This is a genomic window from Lentzea kentuckyensis, from assembly GCF_002150765.1.
Classification (GTDB): domain Bacteria; phylum Actinomycetota; class Actinomycetes; order Mycobacteriales; family Pseudonocardiaceae; genus Lentzea; species Lentzea kentuckyensis.
Window position 1 is genome coordinate 13,379 of sequence record NZ_MUYM01000056.1, and the last position, 20,702, is coordinate 34,080.

Annotated in this window: 21 protein-coding genes; 7 read left to right on the forward strand and 14 right to left on the reverse strand. The window is 68.7% G+C overall.

The window, feature by feature from the left end; translation table 11 throughout:
- Positions 1 to 168 precede the first annotated feature (168 nt).
- The gene (locus tag B0F77_RS25100; protein WP_086665437.1) at positions 169 to 1,962 is read right to left on the reverse strand and encodes a CocE/NonD family hydrolase; all 1,794 of its coding nucleotides are present in this window, start codon (positions 1,960 to 1,962) and stop codon (positions 169 to 171) included.
- A gap of 986 nt (positions 1,963 to 2,948) precedes the next feature.
- On the opposite strand from B0F77_RS25100, the gene B0F77_RS25105 reads away from it, so the two are divergent.
- Positions 2,949 to 3,749: a hypothetical protein gene (locus tag B0F77_RS25105; RefSeq protein WP_086665438.1), complete on the forward strand. Its 801-nt coding sequence runs from the start codon at positions 2,949 to 2,951 to the stop codon at positions 3,747 to 3,749.
- A 481-nt stretch (positions 3,750 to 4,230) separates the two neighbouring features.
- Here the strand turns inward: B0F77_RS25105 and B0F77_RS25110 are convergent, their stop codons facing one another.
- The 6 genes from B0F77_RS25110 to B0F77_RS25135 form a co-directional block, all read right to left on the reverse strand.
- Positions 4,231 to 5,796, reverse strand: coding sequence for a 4-coumarate--CoA ligase family protein (locus tag B0F77_RS25110; RefSeq protein WP_086665439.1), 1,566 nt, complete (start codon positions 5,794 to 5,796; stop codon positions 4,231 to 4,233).
- Between the two features lie 399 nt (positions 5,797 to 6,195).
- On the reverse strand, positions 6,196 to 7,059 hold the full coding sequence (locus B0F77_RS25115) for a DUF4349 domain-containing protein (RefSeq protein ID WP_086665440.1): 864 nt from the start codon (positions 7,057 to 7,059) through the stop codon (positions 6,196 to 6,198).
- A 38-nt stretch (positions 7,060 to 7,097) separates the two neighbouring features.
- A complete protein-coding gene (locus B0F77_RS25120; RefSeq protein WP_086665441.1) occupies positions 7,098 to 7,577 on the reverse strand; it encodes a type III secretion system chaperone family protein in 480 nt (159 codons plus the stop codon).
- The gene (mshA, locus tag B0F77_RS25125) at positions 7,574 to 8,821 is read right to left on the reverse strand and encodes a D-inositol-3-phosphate glycosyltransferase (RefSeq protein ID WP_086665442.1); all 1,248 of its coding nucleotides are present in this window, start codon (positions 8,819 to 8,821) and stop codon (positions 7,574 to 7,576) included. Before mshA ends, B0F77_RS25120 begins: the two co-directional genes overlap by 4 nt.
- A complete protein-coding gene (locus tag B0F77_RS25130) occupies positions 8,818 to 9,567 on the reverse strand; it encodes an alpha/beta fold hydrolase (protein WP_245848601.1) in 750 nt (249 codons plus the stop codon). Before B0F77_RS25130 ends, mshA begins: the two co-directional genes overlap by 4 nt.
- A gap of 58 nt (positions 9,568 to 9,625) precedes the next feature.
- Complete coding sequence (locus B0F77_RS25135; RefSeq protein WP_086665444.1) at positions 9,626 to 10,765, reverse strand: Ig-like domain-containing protein; 1,140 nt, start codon at positions 10,763 to 10,765, stop codon at positions 9,626 to 9,628.
- A 93-nt stretch (positions 10,766 to 10,858) separates the two neighbouring features.
- On the opposite strand from B0F77_RS25135, the gene B0F77_RS25140 reads away from it, so the two are divergent.
- The gene (locus B0F77_RS25140; RefSeq protein WP_086665571.1) at positions 10,859 to 11,590 is read left to right on the forward strand and encodes an SDR family oxidoreductase; all 732 of its coding nucleotides are present in this window, start codon (positions 10,859 to 10,861) and stop codon (positions 11,588 to 11,590) included.
- On the opposite strand, the gene B0F77_RS25145 is transcribed toward B0F77_RS25140, so the two are convergent.
- Together B0F77_RS25145 and B0F77_RS25150 are read right to left on the reverse strand one after the other, a co-directional pair.
- A complete protein-coding gene (locus tag B0F77_RS25145; RefSeq protein WP_086665445.1) occupies positions 11,544 to 12,572 on the reverse strand; it encodes a chymotrypsin family serine protease in 1,029 nt (342 codons plus the stop codon). The two genes, B0F77_RS25140 and B0F77_RS25145, sit on opposite strands and share 47 nt — an antisense overlap.
- A gap of 76 nt (positions 12,573 to 12,648) precedes the next feature.
- The gene (locus B0F77_RS25150) at positions 12,649 to 13,749 is read right to left on the reverse strand and encodes a UDP-N-acetylmuramate dehydrogenase (protein WP_245848602.1); all 1,101 of its coding nucleotides are present in this window, start codon (positions 13,747 to 13,749) and stop codon (positions 12,649 to 12,651) included.
- Between B0F77_RS25150 and B0F77_RS25155 the strand changes: the two genes are divergently transcribed.
- Genes B0F77_RS25155 through purU form a run of 4 tightly spaced genes read left to right on the forward strand, consistent with a single transcriptional unit; the run spans position 13,748 to position 16,657 of the window.
- Positions 13,748 to 14,236 carry a DUF2505 domain-containing protein gene (locus tag B0F77_RS25155; protein WP_211294009.1) on the forward strand — a complete coding sequence of 163 codons (489 nt, stop codon included), beginning with the start codon at positions 13,748 to 13,750 and terminating at the stop codon, positions 14,234 to 14,236. The two genes, B0F77_RS25150 and B0F77_RS25155, sit on opposite strands and share 2 nt — an antisense overlap.
- Positions 14,215 to 15,021: an SAM-dependent methyltransferase gene (locus B0F77_RS25160; protein WP_086665446.1), complete on the forward strand. Its 807-nt coding sequence runs from the start codon at positions 14,215 to 14,217 to the stop codon at positions 15,019 to 15,021. The genes B0F77_RS25155 and B0F77_RS25160 overlap by 22 nt, the downstream gene beginning before the upstream one ends.
- Positions 15,022 to 15,030: 9 nt before the next feature.
- On the forward strand, positions 15,031 to 15,756 hold the full coding sequence (locus tag B0F77_RS25165) for a maleylpyruvate isomerase N-terminal domain-containing protein (protein ID WP_245848603.1): 726 nt from the start codon (positions 15,031 to 15,033) through the stop codon (positions 15,754 to 15,756).
- Between the two features lie 25 nt (positions 15,757 to 15,781).
- Entirely contained in the window at positions 15,782 to 16,657 is an 876-nt protein-coding gene (gene purU, locus B0F77_RS25170; protein ID WP_086665447.1) for a formyltetrahydrofolate deformylase, read from the forward strand.
- A gap of 1 nt (position 16,658) precedes the next feature.
- Here the strand turns inward: purU and B0F77_RS25175 are convergent, their stop codons facing one another.
- The 4 genes from B0F77_RS25175 to B0F77_RS25190 all read right to left on the reverse strand — a co-directional run bounded on the left by B0F77_RS25175 (position 16,659) and on the right by B0F77_RS25190 (position 19,012).
- Entirely contained in the window at positions 16,659 to 16,958 is a 300-nt protein-coding gene (locus B0F77_RS25175; RefSeq protein WP_086665448.1) for a hypothetical protein, read from the reverse strand.
- A gap of 197 nt (positions 16,959 to 17,155) precedes the next feature.
- The gene (locus tag B0F77_RS25180; protein ID WP_086665449.1) at positions 17,156 to 17,560 is read right to left on the reverse strand and encodes a hypothetical protein; all 405 of its coding nucleotides are present in this window, start codon (positions 17,558 to 17,560) and stop codon (positions 17,156 to 17,158) included.
- A complete protein-coding gene (locus B0F77_RS25185; RefSeq protein ID WP_143466898.1) occupies positions 17,557 to 17,982 on the reverse strand; it encodes a hypothetical protein in 426 nt (141 codons plus the stop codon). The genes B0F77_RS25180 and B0F77_RS25185 overlap by 4 nt, the downstream gene beginning before the upstream one ends.
- A gap of 55 nt (positions 17,983 to 18,037) precedes the next feature.
- Complete coding sequence (locus B0F77_RS25190) at positions 18,038 to 19,012, reverse strand: aminotransferase class III-fold pyridoxal phosphate-dependent enzyme (protein WP_086665451.1); 975 nt, start codon at positions 19,010 to 19,012, stop codon at positions 18,038 to 18,040.
- Between the two features lie 126 nt (positions 19,013 to 19,138).
- On the opposite strand from B0F77_RS25190, the gene B0F77_RS25195 reads away from it, so the two are divergent.
- A complete protein-coding gene (locus tag B0F77_RS25195) occupies positions 19,139 to 20,206 on the forward strand; it encodes an LOG family protein (protein WP_086665452.1) in 1,068 nt (355 codons plus the stop codon).
- Between the two features lie 15 nt (positions 20,207 to 20,221).
- On the opposite strand, the gene B0F77_RS25200 is transcribed toward B0F77_RS25195, so the two are convergent.
- On the reverse strand, positions 20,222 to 20,647 hold the full coding sequence (locus B0F77_RS25200) for a hypothetical protein (protein ID WP_245848604.1): 426 nt from the start codon (positions 20,645 to 20,647) through the stop codon (positions 20,222 to 20,224).
- Positions 20,648 to 20,702 lie beyond the last annotated feature (55 nt).

A 20,702-nucleotide genomic window follows, 5' to 3' on the forward strand; every position in this document is an offset into this window, starting at 1 on the left:
GCCGACCCTCCCGGCGTACCTCGGCCGGGCACCGTGATCCACGCCATGGGACGCGTCGGTGCGGACGTGGATCTCCAGCCCGTCGGCCGGAACTGGGCCGGCCAGCCGGACGCCATCGCGACTGGCTGGCCAGGGCCCTGGAAACCTCACGGCTCAGGGAGGACGGCGCTACAGCGTGATCGCCGGACGGCCACCGACCACGGGCACCGTGATGCTCGTCCCGGTCAGGTCGAAGTCGATCGGACCGGCGTCCGGATCGGGCGTGGTGTCCAAGCCGTAGTTGTCCCCGGTCAGGATCAGCCCCAAGCGCTGCCCGGCGGGAACGAACTGGTCGAGCGCGCTCATCTCCCAGGTGATCGTGATCTTCTCACCGGGCACGAGGGGCTCGGGTCGATGGAGGGAGTTCCGGTTCTTCAGGTCGAAGAGCCCACGGGAAAGGATCTTCATGCCCTTCACCCCGTCCCGGTAGGTGACGAAGTAGGCCGAGAGCGGGGTGCTCCTGGTGCTCGGCGTGACCGTGGCGGTGATCGTGGGTGTGCCGGAGAAGCGAGTCACGGCCGCCGCGGGTGGAGTGATCGCGAAGATCCGGAACGGCGGTCCCGGCGCGGGCTGGAACTTCAGCGTCGGACCCGCCTTGGCGTTGGGCACGAGGTGGAAGTCGGCTGACGCGGACGGCTCGGTGGTGAGTGGAGCGGAACCGCCTGCCATGTCGCCGGCGTGCAGCCGCACCGGCGCAGCGGACGGGTGTGGCCAGGTGGCCGTGATCTCGGGTGCGGTCTCGATTTGCGGGTCGATCTGCGTGTCCACGGCGGGTTCGCGGTCGATGCCGTTGTCGAGCCCGAGCAGCCAGCGGTCCATCCACCGGTGCATGGTCCGCTTCCAGTCCTGCCACCGCCAGATGTCAGGTTGATGGTCGTGGGGCCCGTCGACGACCCAGAGTTTGCGGGGAACGCCCTTGGTGCCCAGCGCCTTCCAGAAGCCGTCGAACTGCACCGAGTCGACGTTCATGTCGTCGCGAGCCCAACTGGTGAGCACGGGCGCGGTGAACCGGCTCATGTCGTGGATGAAGTCGCGTCCGTCCCAGAAGGAGTTGCGGTCTCCCGTCTCGGCGTCCTCGGCAGCCGCGAGCGAGGCGACATGGCCGGCACACACCGGCCTGGCGACCGGGCCCGCGACGATGTCAGCGAGCCAGGAGGTGGCATGCGGGCGGTTGGTGAGGCCGTTGGAACGAGACCAGGCATACCCGTCGGTCACCGGCGCGGTAGGAGCGACGGCCTTCAGGCCAGGCACGCCGGCGTGGGCCGCGCCGACCGCGAGGTGGCCGTCGTAGGAGTGGCCGTACATGCCGACCGCGCCGTTGCTCCACTCCGCGGTGGCGGGGGAGCCGTCGAGGTGGAAGGCCCTGCCGGAGCCGGTGAACCAGGCGATGACCGCGGCGACCGCGGCGATGTCGTGCGGACCGCCCGCGTCCGGGCAGCCGGTGGAGCGACCCGTGCCCTGGATCTGCATCTGTGCCACGGCATATCCACGTGGCACGAACTGGTCGGTTTTGGGATCGCCCTGGATCCTCATCGCGAAGCCCGGCCCCGCGCCGACGGCTGGGGGGAGAGGTTCGTCATCGTTCTCCGGATCCAGGTAGCCCTCGTTGTAGGGGCTGGCGTGGAGGAGAACCGGCGACTTGAGCCCTCTCTCGCCCTCCCTCGGGCGCATGATGTCCACGTAGACGTGGTCGACGACGCCGTCACCGTCGGTGTCCTGTCCCGTTTCGACCGACACGGACTCGATGATCGCGTCGGCGTAGGAGAAGACCGGCTGGGTCTCGTTGTTCACAATGGACAGAGTCGGCGGCCCGGCCGCACCGGCGGCGGACTGTTCCGACACCACCAGCACCAGCGCGCCGAGCAACGACATGGCCTTCACACGCCGAGAGCGCGCCAGAAGACCGGGGACTTTCCAAGGCATCTGCACTCCTGCGGCAGGGAACTGAGACCGGAACGTGCGATCGCGTTGCGCAACGACGCAATTGTGGAAACGAGTGTTGATCCACGGAGGTTGCAACGGATGCTCCGGCCGCGCGGCGGAGTCGGCACCTGAGCATCCGACAGGTACTCATCAATGCCGCCGTCGATCGTGCGGACGCTGGACACGTGCCCACCCAGTCGTCTGCCGCCCCCGCCTCCGACCGGCCAACGAAGGCAGGCCTGCGGGCTGGTCGATGCCGTCACGGCGTTGAGCTGTCCATAGGCGCGGCAGCCGAGCGCCGTGCCCAGCTCGATCAAGGTGATCGCCTGTCGCTCGTCCCCACTCTCCGCCTTGCCAAGGGAGCTAGTCCGTCGCGGTCCTCAGGACCAGCAACGCGCCAACACCTTCACTACCTGGGCCTCACCATCACCCCTCCGTCACTGACTCCTGAACGGTGATCGAGCGTAGTCACGACGATCACGCCCAGCAGCTTCCAAGCCAGGGCGTCGGTCGACACGAGGACATGCTGCCGCCGGCACACTCGACGCCAACTGGATGCGGGACCTGCGGAGCTGCTTCGGATACCGCTCCAGAGCGGTATCCGGCCTGCGGACAATTAGCGCAGTCATCGGTGAGCCCGTTGATTGTCGGACCGTTCACCGGCGCGACGTGGCTCCTTGAAGCATCGCTCTGGCCGCTCCGCCGTGAGACCTGGTGGTCTCGAATATCCGCCTGGGTGTCACCAACCGGGGCTCATTGTGTGTTCTGCCTTGAAATCTCTGGACATACCCATCCCGGTGAGCTGTTACACGTTGGACGCCGACACTTTCGGGTGAAGAACGCCAGAAAGGCGCGTCTGTCCACTTGCGACAGAGGCGGTCGGGGTTAATGTGGCGGCGCTCGATTCACCGCGTGCATTCCTTCCCGATCCTGGGCGGGGTGTTATCTGAGCGGTCCCTCGTCTGGCAAGAAACGGAGAAGTTTCCATGTTCAATTTGGGTACCCTGCGTCGCACGGTCCTCGGGACCGTGGCGGTCACCGTCGCGATTGGTTCCGTTCTGGGATCGTCCGGTGTCGCCTTCGCAGGTGGGGACGACGTGAAGGCGTCTGGCTTCAGCCAGGTCGCGGCCGCCCCGGTGTACGCGGACGCGCCGATCGATCAGCTGGTCGGCACTGTCGGTGCGCCGCTGGTCAACGCGAACATCCCGTGCCCGGCCCCGTGGCAGCAGGGTGGCCTGCTCGGCTCCGACTACAACGCCTGCAACACCGCCCCGGTGTACCAGCAGAGCGCGCCGGTCTTCGGTGACCTGGGTGGCGAATCCAGCTCCCGCAACGAGGGCTTCGGTCAGACCGCTGCCGCTCCGGTGCACGCCAACGCCCCGATCAACCAGCTGGTGGGCACCGTTGGTGCACCGCTGGTCAACGTGAACGTCCCCTGCCCGGCCCCGTGGAACCAGGGCGGCCTGCTCGGCGCCGACTACAACGCCTGCAACACCGCTCCGGTCTTCCAGCAGGACGCCCCTGTCGGCGGTGACCTCATCGGCACGGAGCGGACCTGGGCGGACCAGCCGACGGGCTTCGGTCAGACCGCCGCTGCGCCGGTGTACGCCAACGCGCCGATCAACCAGCTGGTGGGCACCGTTGGTGCGCCGCTGGTCAACGTGAACGTCCCGTGCCCGGCTCCGTGGCAGCAGGGTGGCCTGCTCGGCTCTGACTACAACGCCTGCAGCACCGCTCCGGTCTACCAGCAGGACGCGGCCGTCAAGGGCAGCCTGCTCGGCCGCTAAGGCTCGGTCTGCCAATACTCAGGCCGCACTCCGGAAGTGATGGGTGGATGTCGCCTTCGAGGGCTCGGGCGACATCCACCCAATTCGTCCAGAAGCTTATTGCTTGCACTCGCAAGAAGTGCCGGACAGATTCCTCGGTGTCTGTTCACCGCTAGCTCGACCGAATCTTCGGGGCGGCCCGCCTGAGACTTGCTTCTTGTTCTGGGCGGGCAGGCGCACGGCGTCGATGAGCGGAATGAGAAAGCCCTGTTCGTTGTCATCGCGAACAGGGCTTTTTCGACTGGAAAAGCCGCCAGAGTGACGTCAAACGCCGTGCCGGCCCCCAGCAATGATCTTGCTGGGGGCGTTCGTCGTTCCGTGCATGTTCCGTGAGCGGTGGCAGAATCCCGCAGTCAACGGCAGACGGTGACCACCCGGCCGGACCGACCCGAGCAACGTTTCCGCAGCTCAGGCCGGAACCATCACGTCCGAGACGTCAAGATCAACCCTGTTCGCGAGCCCTGAGGTCCTTGCGCAGGATCTTGCCCGCTGCCGACTTCGGGATCGCCTCGATGAACTCCACCGCGCGCACCTTCTTGTGCGGCGCCACGTGTTCGGCCACGAACGCCATCACGGCGTCGCCGTCGATCGCCGACTCGGCCTGCCGGACCACGAAGGCCTTCGGGACCTCCTCGCCGTCCGCGTCGCGCACGCCGATGACCGCCGCGTCGGCGATCTCCGGGTGGGTCAGCAGCACGGCTTCCAGTTCGGCCGGCGGGACCTGGTAGCCCTTGTACTTGATGAGCTCCTTGACGCGGTCGACGATCGAGACGATGCCGTCGGCGTCGATCACGGCCACGTCGCCGGTGTGCAACCAGCCCTCGTCGTCGATGGTGGCGGCGGTGGCCTCGGGGTTGTTGAGGTAGCCCTTCATGATGTTCGGGCCCTTGCACCACAGTTCGCCGCGCTCGCCCACGCCGACGTCCTCACCCGTCGCGGGGTCGACCAGGCGGCACTCGAGGTTCGGGATGATCACGCCGACGGTGCCCACCGAGATGTCGTCGCGGGTGTCCGGGATCGCGTGGCTGACCGGGGACATCTCGGTCATGCCGTAGCCCTGCGAGACGCGGCAGCCGAGGCGCTTGCGGACCGCGTCGGCGAGTTCGACGTCCAGCGGCGCGGCACCGGAGAACAGCGTGGCCATCGCGGACAGGTCGTAGTTGTCGACGATCGGGTGCTTGGCCAGGGCGACCGCGACCGGGGGCGCGATGTAGACGCGGTCGGTCTTGTGTTCGGCGATCACGCGCAGGAACTCGGGCAGTTCGAACTTCGGCAGCGTCACGACGACACCGCCGATGTACAGGCCGTTGTTCATCAACACCTGCATGCCGTAGATGTGGAAGAACGGCAGCACCGCAAGAATTCGGGTGTGCGGGCCGACATCCGAAAGAATCGGGCCGCACTGGACGAGATTCGCGACCAGATTGCGGTGCGTCAGCATGACGCCCTTGGGCAACGCGGTCGTGCCGGACGAGTACGGCAGCACCGCGACGTCCTCGGCCGGGTTGATCTCGACCGACGGCACCGGGTGGTCGTTCGCCAGCAGTTCGGGCAACGACGGGTAGCCCTCGGCGCCGTCCAGCACCACGACGTCGGTCACGCCGGCCTTCGCGGCGCCCGGTGCGGCGTTCGGCAGCAGCACGGACACCGTGAACAGCATCTTCGCGCCCGCGTCCTGCAACTGGTGCGCGACGTCGTCCGCCGTGTAGAGCGCGTTGAGCGTGGTCGCCGTGGCGCCCGCACGCAGGATGCCGTGGAAGACGACGGCGTAGTAGGGCGTGTTCGGGCTGAGAATGCCGACCACGTCGCCCTTGCCGATGCCGCGCGCGGCCAGTGCGGCGGCCATGCGGTCGATCATCCCGGCGAGCTGGCCGTAGGTGATCGAGGCACCGGACATGCCGTCGATCAACGCAACCCGGTCCGCCCGATCGGCGATGTCGCCGAACAACAGCTGGTGCAGCGACACATCAGGGATCTCGACGTCGGGGAACGGACTGCGAAAAACCATGCGGCGACCCTCATTCACTCGCTGTACACCCAGCCTGTGGGGTCATCGTGAGCCAGCCCACAGACCAGGTCAAGGACTCCTAGATCGCTACAGAGACGTTACTTTGCGCAACTAATTCCACTCGAATGGAGTAATACAAGCACTTGTGAACGCAAGGATGTATCTGGGAAGTTGATACCGCCTCCGTGAGTCGGCTCCCACGCTTACTCGACGAGCGGATGCACCTTGCGCGATTCGTCATCCCCCGTCGAATCGCGTGGCCCGCTTCGGATCCGCAGGCTCCCCCCGTCCACGGATCCATGCAGCGGGGACCTTTGACGCGGGACGGCTCGATGCGACTCCCCCTCTCTCCCGAGCCGTTCCGCGCCTCATCAAAGGACTACTCTCAGTAGAACTTGATCATGCTGCCTCGTTCATTCGAGTGACACGCTTTCGGCGCCGCAGGACGTAGATCACCATCGCTGCGGGCACTCCGAGCGCCACCACGAACGGCAGCACCGTGCCGACCGCGATCAAGATCCCGCCCACCACGGTGAGCAGCGCGTTCCAGCCACCGGCGAGGGCGCTGAGGAACCCGGCCTTCTCCGGCTCCGGCGGCGCGATCGGCACCGTGGCGACCTGCACCGTCAACGTGGCGAGAGCGGCCTTGCCCTTCAGCGACTCGCTGCGCCGCTGCATCGACTCGAGCTCGCTCTGCCGCTTGGTCAACTCGCTCTCGATCTGGGCGATCTCGGCCGTCGTGCCCGCCCGCTCGAACAGCACCCGCAGCCGCTCGACGCTGGCCTTCTGCGTCGCGATCCGCGCCTCGACGTCGACCAGCTGGTCGGTGACGTCCTCGCTGCGCACCTCGCTCCGCGTCACCTCGCCGACGCTCGCCAGATCGCGCACGACCCGGTCCAGCTCGGTGGACGGCACCCGCACGGTCACGGACCCGCGTTCCTTGGTCGAGTTCTCCTGTCCCGCGAACCCGCCCACGGCCTGTGCCCGGTCCTTGATGTCACCGATGGCCTTCAGCACGTTGTCGCTGCGCAGGTCGACGGTCGCCGTGCGGACCAGCTGCCGTTCCTGCTGCTGCACCGGCTGCACGCCCTGCGCGTTCTGCGTGTTCTTGCCGTTCTCCTGCTGCGGCACCTTCTGCTGCGCCGCCTGCGGTGGAGCGGCATCCATCGCCGCCGACCCGCTCATCTCCTTCGAACTGTTGCTGCACCCCGCGGAAACCAGGGCCAGCAACGCGACTCCCACCCACAGCACTGGTTTACCCATGCCAGTCAGACGGGGCCGGGCGGACCGGTGGTTGCCGCCTAGTCCGAAACGAGATGTTGGAACGCCTGCAGGTTCGCGAGCGACTCGCCGCGCGACACCCGCCACGCCCACTCCCGCCGGATCGCGTCGGCGAACCCGATCTCCAGCAGCGGGTTGAAGTCGCCGTCCGCCGCCTCCAGCACCTGCCCGAGCACGCGGTCCAGCTCGTCGGCCGTCACGGCGTGCTTCCCGACCCGTCCGACCAGGTAGATGTCACCCTCGGCGTCGATCGTGTAGTGCACGCCGTACAGCCGTGCGTTGCGCCGCAACAGGAACCGGTAGACGTCCTCGAACGACTGGTCCGGCCGCCGGCACACGAACGCCTCGACCAGCAACGCGTGCGTCGTCTCGACCAGCCACACGTTGGTCTGCAGCTTCTTGGTGCCCGGCAGCGTCACGAAGAACTTGCCCTCTTCGCGACGGTCGTACTTCAGCTCCCGTTCGTCCAGAAAAGCCTTGATCACACTGTCGATGCTCAAGCGACAACCTCCCGGCGGAACACGTCTGCCGCCTCTTGATACCCCGCCAGCAGGGCATCAGTCGTGCGATCCCACGAGAAGCGTCGCGCATGTCCTACCGCGTTGCTCGCCAGGTGCTCCCGCTGCGGCAACGCCGTCCCGCTGATCGCCGCCGCCCACGCGCCCGGTTCGTGCCCGTGCACGAGCACCCCGGACATCCCGTCGTTGACCGCCACCGGCAACCCGCCGACCGCCGCCGCGATCACCGGCGTCCCGCACGCCTGCGCCTCCAGCGCCACCAGCCCGAAGGACTCGTTGTAGCTCGGCACCGCCACCAGGTCGGCGGCCCGGTAGACCTCGGCCAGCGCCGGTCCCGGCTGCGGCGGCAGGAACCGCACCACGTCCGCGATCCCCAGCTGGACGGCCAGCTCCTCCAGCGCCTTCGGCCGTTCCGTGCCGGAACCAGAAGGTCCGCCGACGATCAGCACGACCAGCCGTGCACGCAGTCCGGGATCGCGGACCAGCATCTCGGCGGCCGCGCGCAGCAGCACGTCAGGGGCCTTCAACGGCTGGATGCGGCCGACGAACGCCAGCACGACCGCGTCCTGCGGGATGCCGAAGCGGTGTCGTGCGCGAGCCTGGTCACCCGGCGTGAAGCGGTCGAGATCGACGCCAGGCGGCACCACGGCGACCTTGGACGGTTCCGCGTCGTAGAGCTTGATCAGCTCACTGGCCTCGATGTCGGTGTTGGCCACCAGCCGGTCCGACTCGGTGACCACCTGTTCCTCGCCGATCACCCGCATCCTGGGCTCCGGCGCGTCCCCCTCGGCCAGCGCGAGGTTCTTCACCTTGGCCAGCGTGTGCGCGGTGTGCACGAGCGGCACGCCCCAGCGTTCCCGCGCGAGCCAGCCGACCTGCCCGGACAGCCAGTAGTGCGAGTGGATCGCGTCGTAGTAGCCGGGCTCGTGCCGTGCCTCGGCGCGCAGCACACCCGCCGTGAACGCACAGAGCTGACCAGGAAGTTCTTCCTTGCCCAGCCCTTCGAACGGTCCCGCGGCCACGTGCCGGACGCGCACGCCGGGTGCCAGTTCGGCGACCGGGGGCAGCTCGGACGACGTGGCGCGGGTGAAGATCTCCACCTCGACGCCGCGCTGGGCCATCCGCGTGGCCGTCTGCACGATGTAGACGTTCATCCCGCCGGCGTCACCCGTCCCCGGCTGCTCCAGCGGCGAGGTGTGCACCGAGAGCACGGCCACGCGCTTCATCGGACCACCCGCTTCAGGTCGGAGAGGAACTGGTCGGGCCGCTCGAGGAAAGGCGCGTGCGCGGTGTCGGGGTAGAGGCTCAACTCGGCTCCGGGGATCAGGGCGGCGGAGTACTCGGCGGCGGCAGGAGCGACCACCTCGTCTTGAGTTCCGTGCACGATCAGCGTCGGCACGTCGACGCCCTTCAGCACGTCAGCGCTGCCCACATCCCTGCGGAACAGCTCACCTCGCACTTTATGGCTCACCGAGGTCGCCGCGGCTGTGAGTTCAGCGACCGTCCCGGCAGGTAGCGCGGGTGCCATGGCCCGGCAGAACTCCGCCAGCACGGCGTCGTCGGTGATCGCGCCGGGCAACGCGGCACGCATCACGGGGCCGGTGGAGCCGCCGGGACGATCACGGCCGATCTCCGTGATGGCGCTCACGAACACCAGCGCGTCGATCAGCTCGGTGCCGTGGTGGCGGAGGTAGTCGGTGATCACCAGCCCGCCGTAGGACCACCCGACGACGGTCGCGGGTCCGGTGTGATCGAGCACGAGCCTGAGGTCGTCGGCCCACCTGGCGGAATCACGGTAGTCGCCGAAGTCGTCGGACTCGCCGTGTCCTCGCAGGTCAACGGCGTAAGTCCGGAAGTCGGGCAGGTCCCAGACCGCGCCGGTCTGCGCCCACCCGTGGACGAGCACCACCGGTGGCGCGTCGAGCGGTCCTGCCTCACGGACGGCCAGTCGTCCCCCGCCGGCCGCCGTCACGTGTGTTAGGTGCACACAGGTGCGAACGACCTGGTCGGGGGACGCATTCCCGCCGGTCCTACTTCACCGCGGACTTGGCCTTCCACTGGTCCCACGGGATCTGCCAGTCGTACCAGTCGAACTGCGCCGGCAGCGTGGTGATGGAGCCGGTCACCTCGACCGGGTCACCGACCATCGCCGAGTCGTAGTACGCCTTCGCGTCGGCTTCCAGCAGATTCGCGCAGCCGTGCGAGGTGTTCGCCTTGCCGATGTTGCCCGCGTTGTCGTTGTTCTCGTGGATGAACTCGCCGTGGTTCGAGAACCGGACGGCCCACTTCTTCACGACGTTGGTGTAGCCGTAACGCGGGTTGTCGAACGAGAACGTGTCGTTCTTCGACATGACCACGAACGTGCCGTTCGGCGTGGTCAGCTCGGGGTCGGCGTCCTTGCCGAACGACGCCGGATACGAGGCGACCTGCTGGCCGTCGCGCAGCACCACGAGCTGGTGCGTCGGGTTGTTGATCTGCACGACCTGGTTGCGGCCGATGGTGAAGTCCGAGGTGACGTCGGCCTTGCCGAACGCGCCACCGCCGTAGTTCACGCCGTAGAGCTTGGCCTCGACCTTGACCGTGGTGTTCGCCGGCCAGTACTTCTCCGGCCGGTAGTGCACTTCCTGGGCGTTGAGCCAGGCCCAGGTACCGGTGACGTTCGCGGAGTTGGTGACCTTGAGCGCCTTCTCGACGGTCGCCTTGTCCTCGACCGGGGCCTCGAACTTGACCATGATCGGCGCCGCGACGCCGACGGTCTGGTTGTCCGAGGGCCACAGCGTCGCGCGGGTCTGCGAACCGGGCGCGACGGTGGTGAACGAGCCCTTGAGCTCGACCGGCCTGCCGTCCTTGCCGACGACCTTGCCGGAGTAGCTGTACGTCTTGCCGTAGCCCAGCGGCTCGGCGATCGTCCAGCCGGACTTGTCCTCGGTGAGGGTGCCCTTGACGTCCTTGCCTTCCGGCGACTTCACCGAGACGGACTCGATCGTCCCGTCCACCACGGTGACCTGCACCGGAGTCGTGACCTGCACGTCCTTCGTGCCGTCGACCGGGGACAGGGTGACCTTCGCGGCCGGTTGCGAGGTGTCCGCACTCGGCTTGCCCGCCTCGACACTCGAGCAGCCGGTCAGCAGCGTCAGCCCGGCGACCAGCGCGACAAGTGTTCTCTTCACGGTTTCGACCTCCCACCATGGTGGACGTCCAGCACGACCCGAAGGTGTGAGTGACGTCCGTCACACCCAGGCTCGCCGCCTACGATCGTGGTCGTGAATCGACCTGTCGCAGTAGTGACCGGAGCTAGCGCGGGCATCGGCGAGGCCACCGCTCGGCGGCTGGCCGCCGAGGGCTTCCACGTCGTGCTCGGCGCACGTCGCCTGGATCTTCTTCACGTTATCGCGAAGGAGATCGACGGGACGGCCATCGAGCTGGACGTCACCGACGAGGCCTCCGTCGCCGCCTTCGCCGACCGGGTACCCGAAGCCCACGTCCTCGTGAACAACGCGGGTGGTGCGCGCGGGCTCTCGACCGTGGCCGAGGGCAATCCGGAGGAATGGCGCTGGATGTGGGAGGCGAACGTCCTCGGCACCCTCCTGGTGACCAAGGCGTTCATCCCCAAGCTGATCGCGTCCGGCGACGGGCACATCGTGTCCGTGACGTCCATCGCCGCGTTCGAGGCCTACGACAACGGCTCCGGGTACACCAGCGCCAAGCACGCCCAGTCGGCACTCCACCGGACGCTGCGGGGCGAACTGCTGGGGCAGCCGGTGCGGATCACCGAGATCCAGCCGGGCATGGTCGAGACGGACTTCTCGGCCAACCGGTTCGGCGGTGACACCGAGCGCGCGGCCAAGGTCTACGAGGGCATCACGCCGTTGGTCGCGGACGACGTGGCGGACGTGATCGCGTTCGCCGTCACCCGGCCGTCGCACGTGAACCTGGACACGATCGTGCTCAAGCCTCGCGCTCAGGCCTCCGCGACTCGGGCACACCGGGTGTGAGCAGCTCCACGTCGAGCTGACGCAGCACAGGTTCGATCGGGTTCGCGAACCCTGCCGAAAAGGACCCTTTCGAACCTGAGCCGGCGAGGTACAGGCCCACCACGCGGTTGTCGGCGTCGACCAGCACCGCACCGCTGTCGCCGTGGTCGCCGAAGCGTTCGGACGAGCGGACGCGGATCTGGTCGCGCAGGGTCCTGACGCCGAGACCGTCGCCGAAGTCCAGCCGGACGGTCGCGTCCGTCGACGTGACCATGCCGTGGGTCAGACCCGTTGTGCGGCCGGTCTTGCGCACGGTGGAGCCGACCTCGGCCGGCGCGGTCCCGGTGAGCGCGCCGATGTCGAGCACCTCCGCGCGGAACGGCCGGTTGCCCATCCGCAGCCCCGCCGCCGACACGGATCCCGCGAGCGCCGCGCGGTCCAGCACCGCGACCTGGTCCGGCCCAGGAATCCCACCGTCCACTCTGGACGGATGCACGAACTCGTCGCCCACCGCCCACGAGTCGTCGACGCAGCCGACGTGGAACGTGGTGAGCCCCAGCACCTTCCCCGGCTCGTCGCGGGTGACGACGAACGCGCCGAGCGTGCCGGCGATCACGTACTCGCCGGCTTTCTCGACCTCGGGCGGCACCACCCGGAACGACCGGGCGGGCCCGATGCCGATGCCACCCCGCAGCACCGGATGCCGTTGCGCCTCAACGGGTTGCACGTCCGACGTGCGGGTGATCCTGGCGCGGTGCAGCACGATCGACTCCGCGACGACGTCCGTCGGCACGCCGCCGACCTCCGGCGGGATCTGCTGCGGATGAAGAGGTCCCTTGGCGCACACGTAGACCACGATCGCGGCCCGGCCCGTCGGGCGTCCGCCGGTGACCTTCTCGCCGATGTCGACACCGATCACGCCCGGCCGGGACAGGAACTCGTCTTCGACCATGCGCTTGATCGGCCTGATGACCTCGCGCGCACCCTCGTCGAGGTAGCTCATAGCGACCTCCGTTCCACCCCTACCTCAATGAAACACGCCAAGTAGTGGTTCGTCACACGGAGTCACCCGGACGGACTTAGAGCTGAACGCCTACGAAAACGGGTTCGGGGCGCAGTTCCACGCCGAACGCCGCCCGCACGCCGTCGCGCACCTCGCGCGCCAGGTCGAGCAGGTCCTCGGTGGAGGCGCCGCCGCGGTTGGTCAGGGCGAGCGTGTGCTTGCCGGACAGCGACACCCGGCCGCCAGGACCCTGGTGACCCTTGCGGAACCCGGCGCGTTCGATCAGCCACGCGGCGGAGAGCTTCTTCTGGCCGGGGCCCGCCGGGTAGACCGGCACGTTCACGTCGGCGCCGAGACGTTCGGAGATGCGGAGCAGGACGCTCGTGAAGGTCGAGTCGTCGATGATCGGGTTGGTGAAGAACGAGCCGGCGCTCCACGTGTCGTGGTCCGTGGCGTCGAGCACCATGCCCTTGCCGCGGCGCAGTTCCAGCACGGCCTTGCGAGCCTCGTCGGCCGGGACGCGATCACCTTGCGCCACCCCGAGAACGCGGGCCAGCTCGGCGTAACGGATCGGCGCGGACATGCCGCCGGCGGTGAGCGAGAACCTGGTGCGCAGCACGACCGCGTTGTCCGTGCCCTTCAGCACACTGGTGCGGTAGTCGAGGCCGAGCTTGGCGGCGGGCACCTGGTGCACCTTGCCGCTGCGCCGGTCGAGAAGATCCACCGACTGCAGCACCTGGGAGATCTCGACGCCGTACGCGCCGACGTTCTGCACCGGCGTGGCGCCGTTGAGGCCGGGGATGCCGGAGAGGCACTCGAGGCCACCGAGGCCCTGCGCGACCGCCTCGGCGACGACCGCGTCCCACTCCTCGCCCGCCTCGACGGTGAACTGGACGATCCCGCCGCCCAGCGGGTCGAGCCGGAAACCCTTGGTGGCGACGTGCACGACGGTGCCGTCGAAGCCGCCGTCCGAGATCACGAGGTTCGATCCACCGCCGAGCACGAGGACCTTCTCGTCGGCGGCGGCGTCGGCTGTTCGCACGGCTTCGACCAGCTCAGCGGCGGTCGTGGCGTGGACGAACCGCGCGGCCGGGCCACCGAGTCGGAGCGTGGTGCGCTCGGCCAGAGGTACGGACTGCGTGGTGGTCACAGGCGTCAACGGTAGCCTCCGCGACATGGCACGCCGCATCGAGCACCACACCACCTCACCCCATTCGGCGGAGACGGTCTTCGGCGCGATGGTCGACGAGACCTATCTGCGCGACCGGCTCGCCGCGATCGGCGGCACGAACGCCGAGCTCGTCTCGTTCTCGTACGCCGACGGCAAGGCGTCCTACGAGCTCAAGCAGGGTGTGCCTGCCGAGCACCTGCCGTCCGTGGCGAAGTCATTGCTCGGCGGCGACCTGGTGATCAAGCGCGTCGAGAACTGGGCGGCCGGCGCGGGCACGGTCGAGGTCACGCTCGTCGGTGTGCCCGGACGGCTCGACGGCGCGTTCACCATCACGGGCAACGGATCCGGCTCGAAGGTCACCCTCACGGGGGAGGCCAAGGTCAGCATCCCGCTCATGGGCGGGAAGCTGGAGAAGGTGATCGCCGAGCAGGTCGTCGTGCTGCTCGACAAGGAGAGCGAGTTCACCACGCAATGGCTCGCAAACCGCGACTAGCGGCCGGCCGGGCCCGCGCGCTCGGCGTCCCCACCCGCGGCACGACCAACCCGAACCGCCTGCGCCGGGTCGACCGGTGGATGACCGGCACGCTCTCGTCGTTCCTGGCCTCCGCCGCCGACCCGCTGGTGGTCGACCTCGGCTACGGCGCGACCCCGATCACCACCGTGGAGATGGCCGCCCGGCTGCGGGTCGTGCGGCCGGACGTGCGCGTGCTCGGGCTGGAGATCGACCAGGAACGGGTCGACGCGGGCAAGGCCGTCGCCTCGCCGCCGTTCCTGGACTTCCGGCGCGGCGGCTTCGAGCTGGCCGGTGCGCGGCCGGTGTTGTTGCGCGCGTTCAACGTGCTGCGCCAGTACACCGAGGAGCAGGCGTTCGAGGCGTGGGACACGATGCTCTCGCGGATGGCCCCCGGCGGGTTGATCGTCGAGGGCACGTGTGACGAGATCGGCCGCCGGTGCACGTGGGTGACGCTCTCGGCGGACGGACCGTTGCGGTTCACGCTGGCCTGCAAGCCGTCCGGCATCGACGTGCCCTCTGACCTGGCCGAGCGGCTGCCCAAGGCGTTGATCCACAAGAACGTGCCGGGCGAGCGCGTGCACGCGTTGCTGGCCGAGCTGGACGCCTGCTGGGCGACGGCGGCCCCGTTCGCGCCGTTCGGGCCCCGTGCGCGGTGGGTGGAGTCGGCGCGGCTGCTGGTCGAGCGCGGCTGGCCCGTGGTGGACGACCGGCGGCGCTGGCGGCTCGGCGAAATCTCGCTCGAATGGGCAGCCGTAGCGCCCTAGGGTGGTTTCGTGGACTACGTCGCGCAGATCGAGAGCCAGGCTTCGTTGATGCGTTCGGCCGCGCTGAAGGCGGGCGCGGGCGCACCGGTTCCTTCTTGTCCTGACTGGACAGTGCTGCAGCTGGTACAGCACATGGCCGAGGTGCACACGTGGGCAGCACAGGCCGTCGTCACCGCACCCGAGGCCGGCCGCCCGGAGTGGGTGAAGGCGCCACGTGACTTCGACGAGGTGTTCCCCTGGTGGGACAACGGGCTTTCGCTGCTGCTGGAGCGGTTGCGCGAGACGCCCACCGACCGTCCCGCGTGGACGTTCGACAAGTCCTTCCGCGCCGCCTTCTGGTCCCGCAGGCAGGCGCACGAGACGTCGATCCACCGCCTGGACGCGGAACTCGCGACCGGGCACGAGCTGCCCGCGCTGGTGTTCGACCCGGAGTTCGCGGCGGACGGCATCGACGAGTACCTGACCGTGCTGGTGGCCCGCCGGATCGAGCTGGGCCGCGCGGTCTCGGCTTCCGGCCGGCTCCTGGTGCACGCCGCCGACGCGGGCCGTGTGTGGGAGGTCACGCTGACCGAGGGCGAGCCGCTGGTGATCTCTGCCGTGCACGACTCGGCTTTCGACGCCGACGCCACTCTCGCAGGCGGGGCGGACGCCATCTACCGGGCCGTGTACGCCCGGCCGAACCACGCGATCGTGTCCGGTGACCAGTCCCTGTTGGCGGCGCTGCCCAGGCCGTGAACAGCGCAGCGAATACTCTGGGGGCGTGTCATCGCCTGAGCGTCGCTATGTGATCACCTTCGGCTGCCCGGACCGCACCGGCATCATCGCGAGGATCTCGTCGTTCCTCGCGGACAACGGCGGCTGGATCGTCGAGGCCGCGTACCACACCGACCCGGAGACGGGCTGGTTCTTCACGCGCCAGGAGGTCCGCGCGGACTCCCTGCCGTTCGGCGTGGACGAGCTGCGCGCGCAGTTCGGCGAGGTGGCCGCGTCGCTGGGCGCGCAGTCGACGTGGACGGTGACCGACACGGGCTCCCGCAAGCGCGTGGTGATCCTGGTCTCGAAGGAAGGCCACTGTCTCTACGACCTGCTGGCCCGCGTCGCGACCGGCGAGCTCGACGTCGAGGTGTCCGCGGTCATCGGCAACCACCCGGAGCTCGGCGACATCACCCGCGCCCACGGCATCCCGTTCCACCACGTGCCGTTCCCCGCCAACGACCCCGAGGGCAAGCAGGCGGCGTTCGCCCAGCTCCGGGTCCTGGTGGAGAAGCACGACCCGCATGCCGTGGTGCTGGCCCGCTTCATGCAGATCCTGCCGCCCGAGCTGTGCGCGGCCTGGACCGGCCGCACGATCAACATCCACCACAGCTTCCTGCCGTCGTTCATCGGCGCCCGCCCCTACCACCAGGCCCACCGCCGCGGCGTGAAGCTCGTCGGCGCCACGTGCCACTACGTCACGGCGGACCTGGACGCGGGGCCGATCATCGAGCAGGACGTCCTGCGCGTGCAGCACGGCGACTCGGTCGCGGACATGGTGCGCAAGGGGCGGGACATCGAGAAGGTGGTGCTGGCGCGCGGGTTGCGGTGGCACCTGGAGGACCGCGTGCTGGTGCACGGCAACCAGACGGTGATCTTCTGAGCTACCAGCTCTCCTTGCGGTAGACCGTTTTCTCGCTGAAGTCCTCTTCGGACTGTTCGGTCTTCCTCGGCTGCTCGGGTACCGGCGGAGCGGGAACCGAGATGTCGGTGTCCAGCTCGTTCGCGTGACTGCCGACGACCTGGCGGAACTCGCCGAGCACGTTCGCCGCGGCCTGCTCGCGGGCGATCCTCCTGAGGGCGACGATCTTGGTCGCCAGGTCGGTGTTGCCCTCGATCTTCAGGTCGAGCAGCGCACCGTTCGAGGCGACCGTGACGGTGATGGACTTGTCCTCGGTCGTCACGGTCGTGCCGGCGGATTCGAGGTTGCGGCGGAAGGCTGCGGCGTTGCGCTGGAGCTCGGCGCTTCTCGATCTCGCCAGCGATGCGGTCCAGCTCGTCCGGATTGCCGTACATCTCCTAGCCCCCGTTCACTCGCGGTGAGCAAACCATGACGAGGAGAGAGCTTGCACAGCGAACCGGGCAAGATGAGCGGAACTGCTCAGCGGCCGGGTTCGAGCTCGCCGGCCTCCGAGCGCGGCCCGTAATCGCGCTCCATCTCGACGACGTCACCGAGCTCGAACCTGACGTCGTCGCTGCTCAGCACCTCAGCGCCGGCCGGTGACCTGAACGCGATCCGGAAGTCCACCCGGCGCCCGGTGCCGGTCCAGTAGTCGCGCCGGATGATCTCCATGGCCTCATCGGCCTTTGCGCGGTCGGGCACGGTCGCGGTCACGGTGAGGTACTGCCTGTAGTCCATGCCGGTCGTGTACTTCACCTCGACCGCGGTGACGCCCTCGTTCGCCTTCAGGTCGGACTCGATGCGATCCCCCAGGTCCTCGACGGTGTCGTCGGACGTGCCGCACGCGGTGAGGGGCAGCAGCGCCAGGAGCGCGAGGCGCCTCATTTGCTCGGCTGCGTCGGTCGGGGTCCGTAGCTGTGCGCCGGGTCGCCGTCGAAGGTGATCTTGCCGTGGGCGATGGGCTTGGCCTCTCCCCGCTTGTCGGCGTAGGGCGGATCGTCGGTGGAGTAGACGAGGTAGCTGGTCGAGACGCTCCGCCAGGTGCCGCGCCAGTAGTCGCGTTTCGCGATCTCCACCAGGTCGTCGACGGTGGTGTCGGTGATCTTGTCCGCGTGCACGAGCGCCTCGACCGTCATGCTCTCGCCCAGGTCGAGGCCGTGGCGGTACTCGAACTGCGCGGCGGCGACGTCCTGGCGTTGTTTCCACTCGGCGACGATCTGCCTGCCGATCGTGTTGACGTCCTCGTTGAAGCCTTCGAGCACGCTGCACCCGGTCAACAGCAGGAGAATCGGTAGAAGTCTGAGCATCGCGCGCCCCCGCCGAGGATCTTGGCAGGGGCGCGCGGTGAGTGCCGGGTGAACGTCAGATCTTGTTCGCGGCCCTGCCCACGGCCTCGACCAGCCACCCGGCGTCCGCGGCCGACATCACGGCGGGCGGGGTGAAGCTCACCGTGCGGCCGCGGAAGTCGGCGAGCACGCGCAGGCGCAGCAGTTCGCCGGTGAAGATGTCGGCGGCGCGCTTGTCCGGCAGTTCGACGCCCAGGAGCAGGCCGCGGCCGGACGCGTGGGCCTTGCCCGCGACGACGGCCCTGAGCCCGAGCAGGAGTTCGTCGCCCAGCAGCTTGGCGCGTTCGACCAGCCCCTCGGCGGCGGTGACGCGCAGGCAGGCGTTGACGGCGGCCGAGGCCAGCGGCGACACGTCGTCGGAGCCGCGCCACAGCGGCACTTCGACGGCGGCCGTGGCCACGACGGCGGCGATCGGCAGCACGCCGCCGGAGAGGCCCTCGCCGACCAGCAGGATGTCCGGGGTCACGCCGTCGAGGTCGGAGCCCCACCACACGCCGAGGCGGCCCAGGCCGGTGCGGGTTTCGTCGACGATCAGCAGGGCGTCGTGCTCGCGGCACACCTCGGCGATCGCGGTCAGGTAGCCGTCAGGCGGGCACGAGACGCCGCGGACCGGTTCGACGAGCACGCAGGCGGGCGGGCCGGACGCGAGGACGGCGCGCAATGAGTCGATGCCGCCGTACGGGACGTCACCGGTGGTCAACACTCGCGGGCGGCCATTGGCCTGTGCGAGGGCAACGGCGAACTGGGCGGCTTCGGAGGCCGACGGGAAGGTGTGCACGTGGTCGAGGCCGTTGGGCGTGACCAGGTCGAGCATCAGGCGGTCCAGCAGTGACGGCCGGCGCACCTGGCCGACCACGGCCTGCACCACGGCGGGGTGGGCGTGGCCTAGCAGGGGAACTCCGTAGCCGCCGCAGTCCAGGTACTCGACGCGGTGGGGATCTACCACTCGGGCGCCACGGGCAGCGCATCCGGTCAGCTGTTCGGTAGCCATTGCGGGGAACCTTTCCTGGGCAGCGCGGCCCGAGGCCGCTCGACGGGACGACGAGCGGACCTGAGTTCCCACTACTCATTCGGATTCCACGACCCCTTGGTTCGCCCGAGGCATAGGCTTTTTCCCGTGCGGATCGAAATCACCGACCTCGACCAACTGCGGGCAGAGCCTGACCTGCGCAAAGCCGTCATCATCGGACTGGACCTCACCCGCGAGGACGTGCGGGTGCCGATCGACGGTGCGCTGCTGCTGGGCTGCACCCTGAGCGAGACGATGCAGCGACGGGCCGACGCCGCGGGCGCGTTGATCTTCCCGGTCATCCCGGACCTGCCGTACGACGTGTACCGGTCGAAGCTCTACACGCCGGAGGAGTTGTTCACGGGCTTCGACCCGGCGAACCCGAAGTCGTACGCGGACACCCCGGACGCGGTGATCTACAAGCACAGCAAGCAGCAGGGCCACCACCCCGATCCGCTGCACGCACTGGCAGAACGCCTGCACGACCACTCGATCACCGAGGCGCTGGACGAGACGCTGACGGGCTCGCCGGTCGCGGTCATGGGCGGCCACGCGCTGGCTCGCGGCTCGGACGGCTACCGCAACGCCGTCGAACTCGGTGCAGCGCTGGGCAGATCCGGTTTCACGGTGCTGACAGGCGGCGGCCCCGGCGCGATGGAGGCGGTGCCGCTGGGCGTCCGGCTCGGCGAGGCCGACAAGGACGTCCTGAACGCCGTCGCGCAGGCGCCGTCGTTCGGCCACGACGACGAGTCGATCGGCCGGTGGCTGGCCGCGTTCCCGGAGGTCCCCAGCTTCGCGAAGCCGCGCACGATCGGCATCCCGACCTGGTTCTACGGCCACGAGCCGCCCAACCCCGCCTGCGAACTGCACGCGAAGTACTTCGCCAACTCGGTGCGCGAGGAAGGCCTGCTGACCGTCGCGACCGGCGGCATCGTCTACACGCCGGGCAAGGCGGGCACGGTCCAGGAGGTCTTCCAGGACTTCACGCAGAACTACTACGGCAGCGTCGGCCCGGCCGCGCCCATGGTGTTCCTGGGCAAGGACTTCTGGACCGACGAGGTCCCGGCCGCGCCGCTGGTGCAGAAGCTGGCGGCGGGCCGGGAGGCGGAGCAGTGGATCCTCGTCACCGATGACATCGACGAGGCGGTCGAGCTACTCGTCAAATACCAGGCTTAGGGGCGTGGCACCGGCTCACTGGAACTTCCACTCCGTCGTGTAGAGCTCGGTCGTGGATCCGGCGCTGCGGTTCCAGACGCCCTGGTAGCCGAACAGGGTGCTGTCCTCGTAGTAGTTCTTGTTGCACGACGCCCAGGAGCCGGCCTCGTGGCTGTTGACGCAGCGGCCGTAGCGGTACAGGGAACCGTTGCGGTAGTTCGCCCACTCCACGATGGCCGACTTGCCGTCCGACTTGCGGTCCTGCACCCACCACTTGTCGCCGCCGCGCTCGTAGCAAACCCTGACGTCTTCCTTCGCGTCAGTGCACACGGCGGCTCCCGGCGGCGTGCCGCCCTTGGTCCCGTAGTCGAGCTCGTGGTCGATGGCCAGCGCGGTGCCGGGCACCATGATGCTGATGGCGGCGGCGGAGGCCATCGAGAAGGCCACAATTGCCTTGCGCATGGGAAATTCCCTTCCGTAGCGGGTTTTCCGGCTCGAACGAGACGGACGTGAGTGG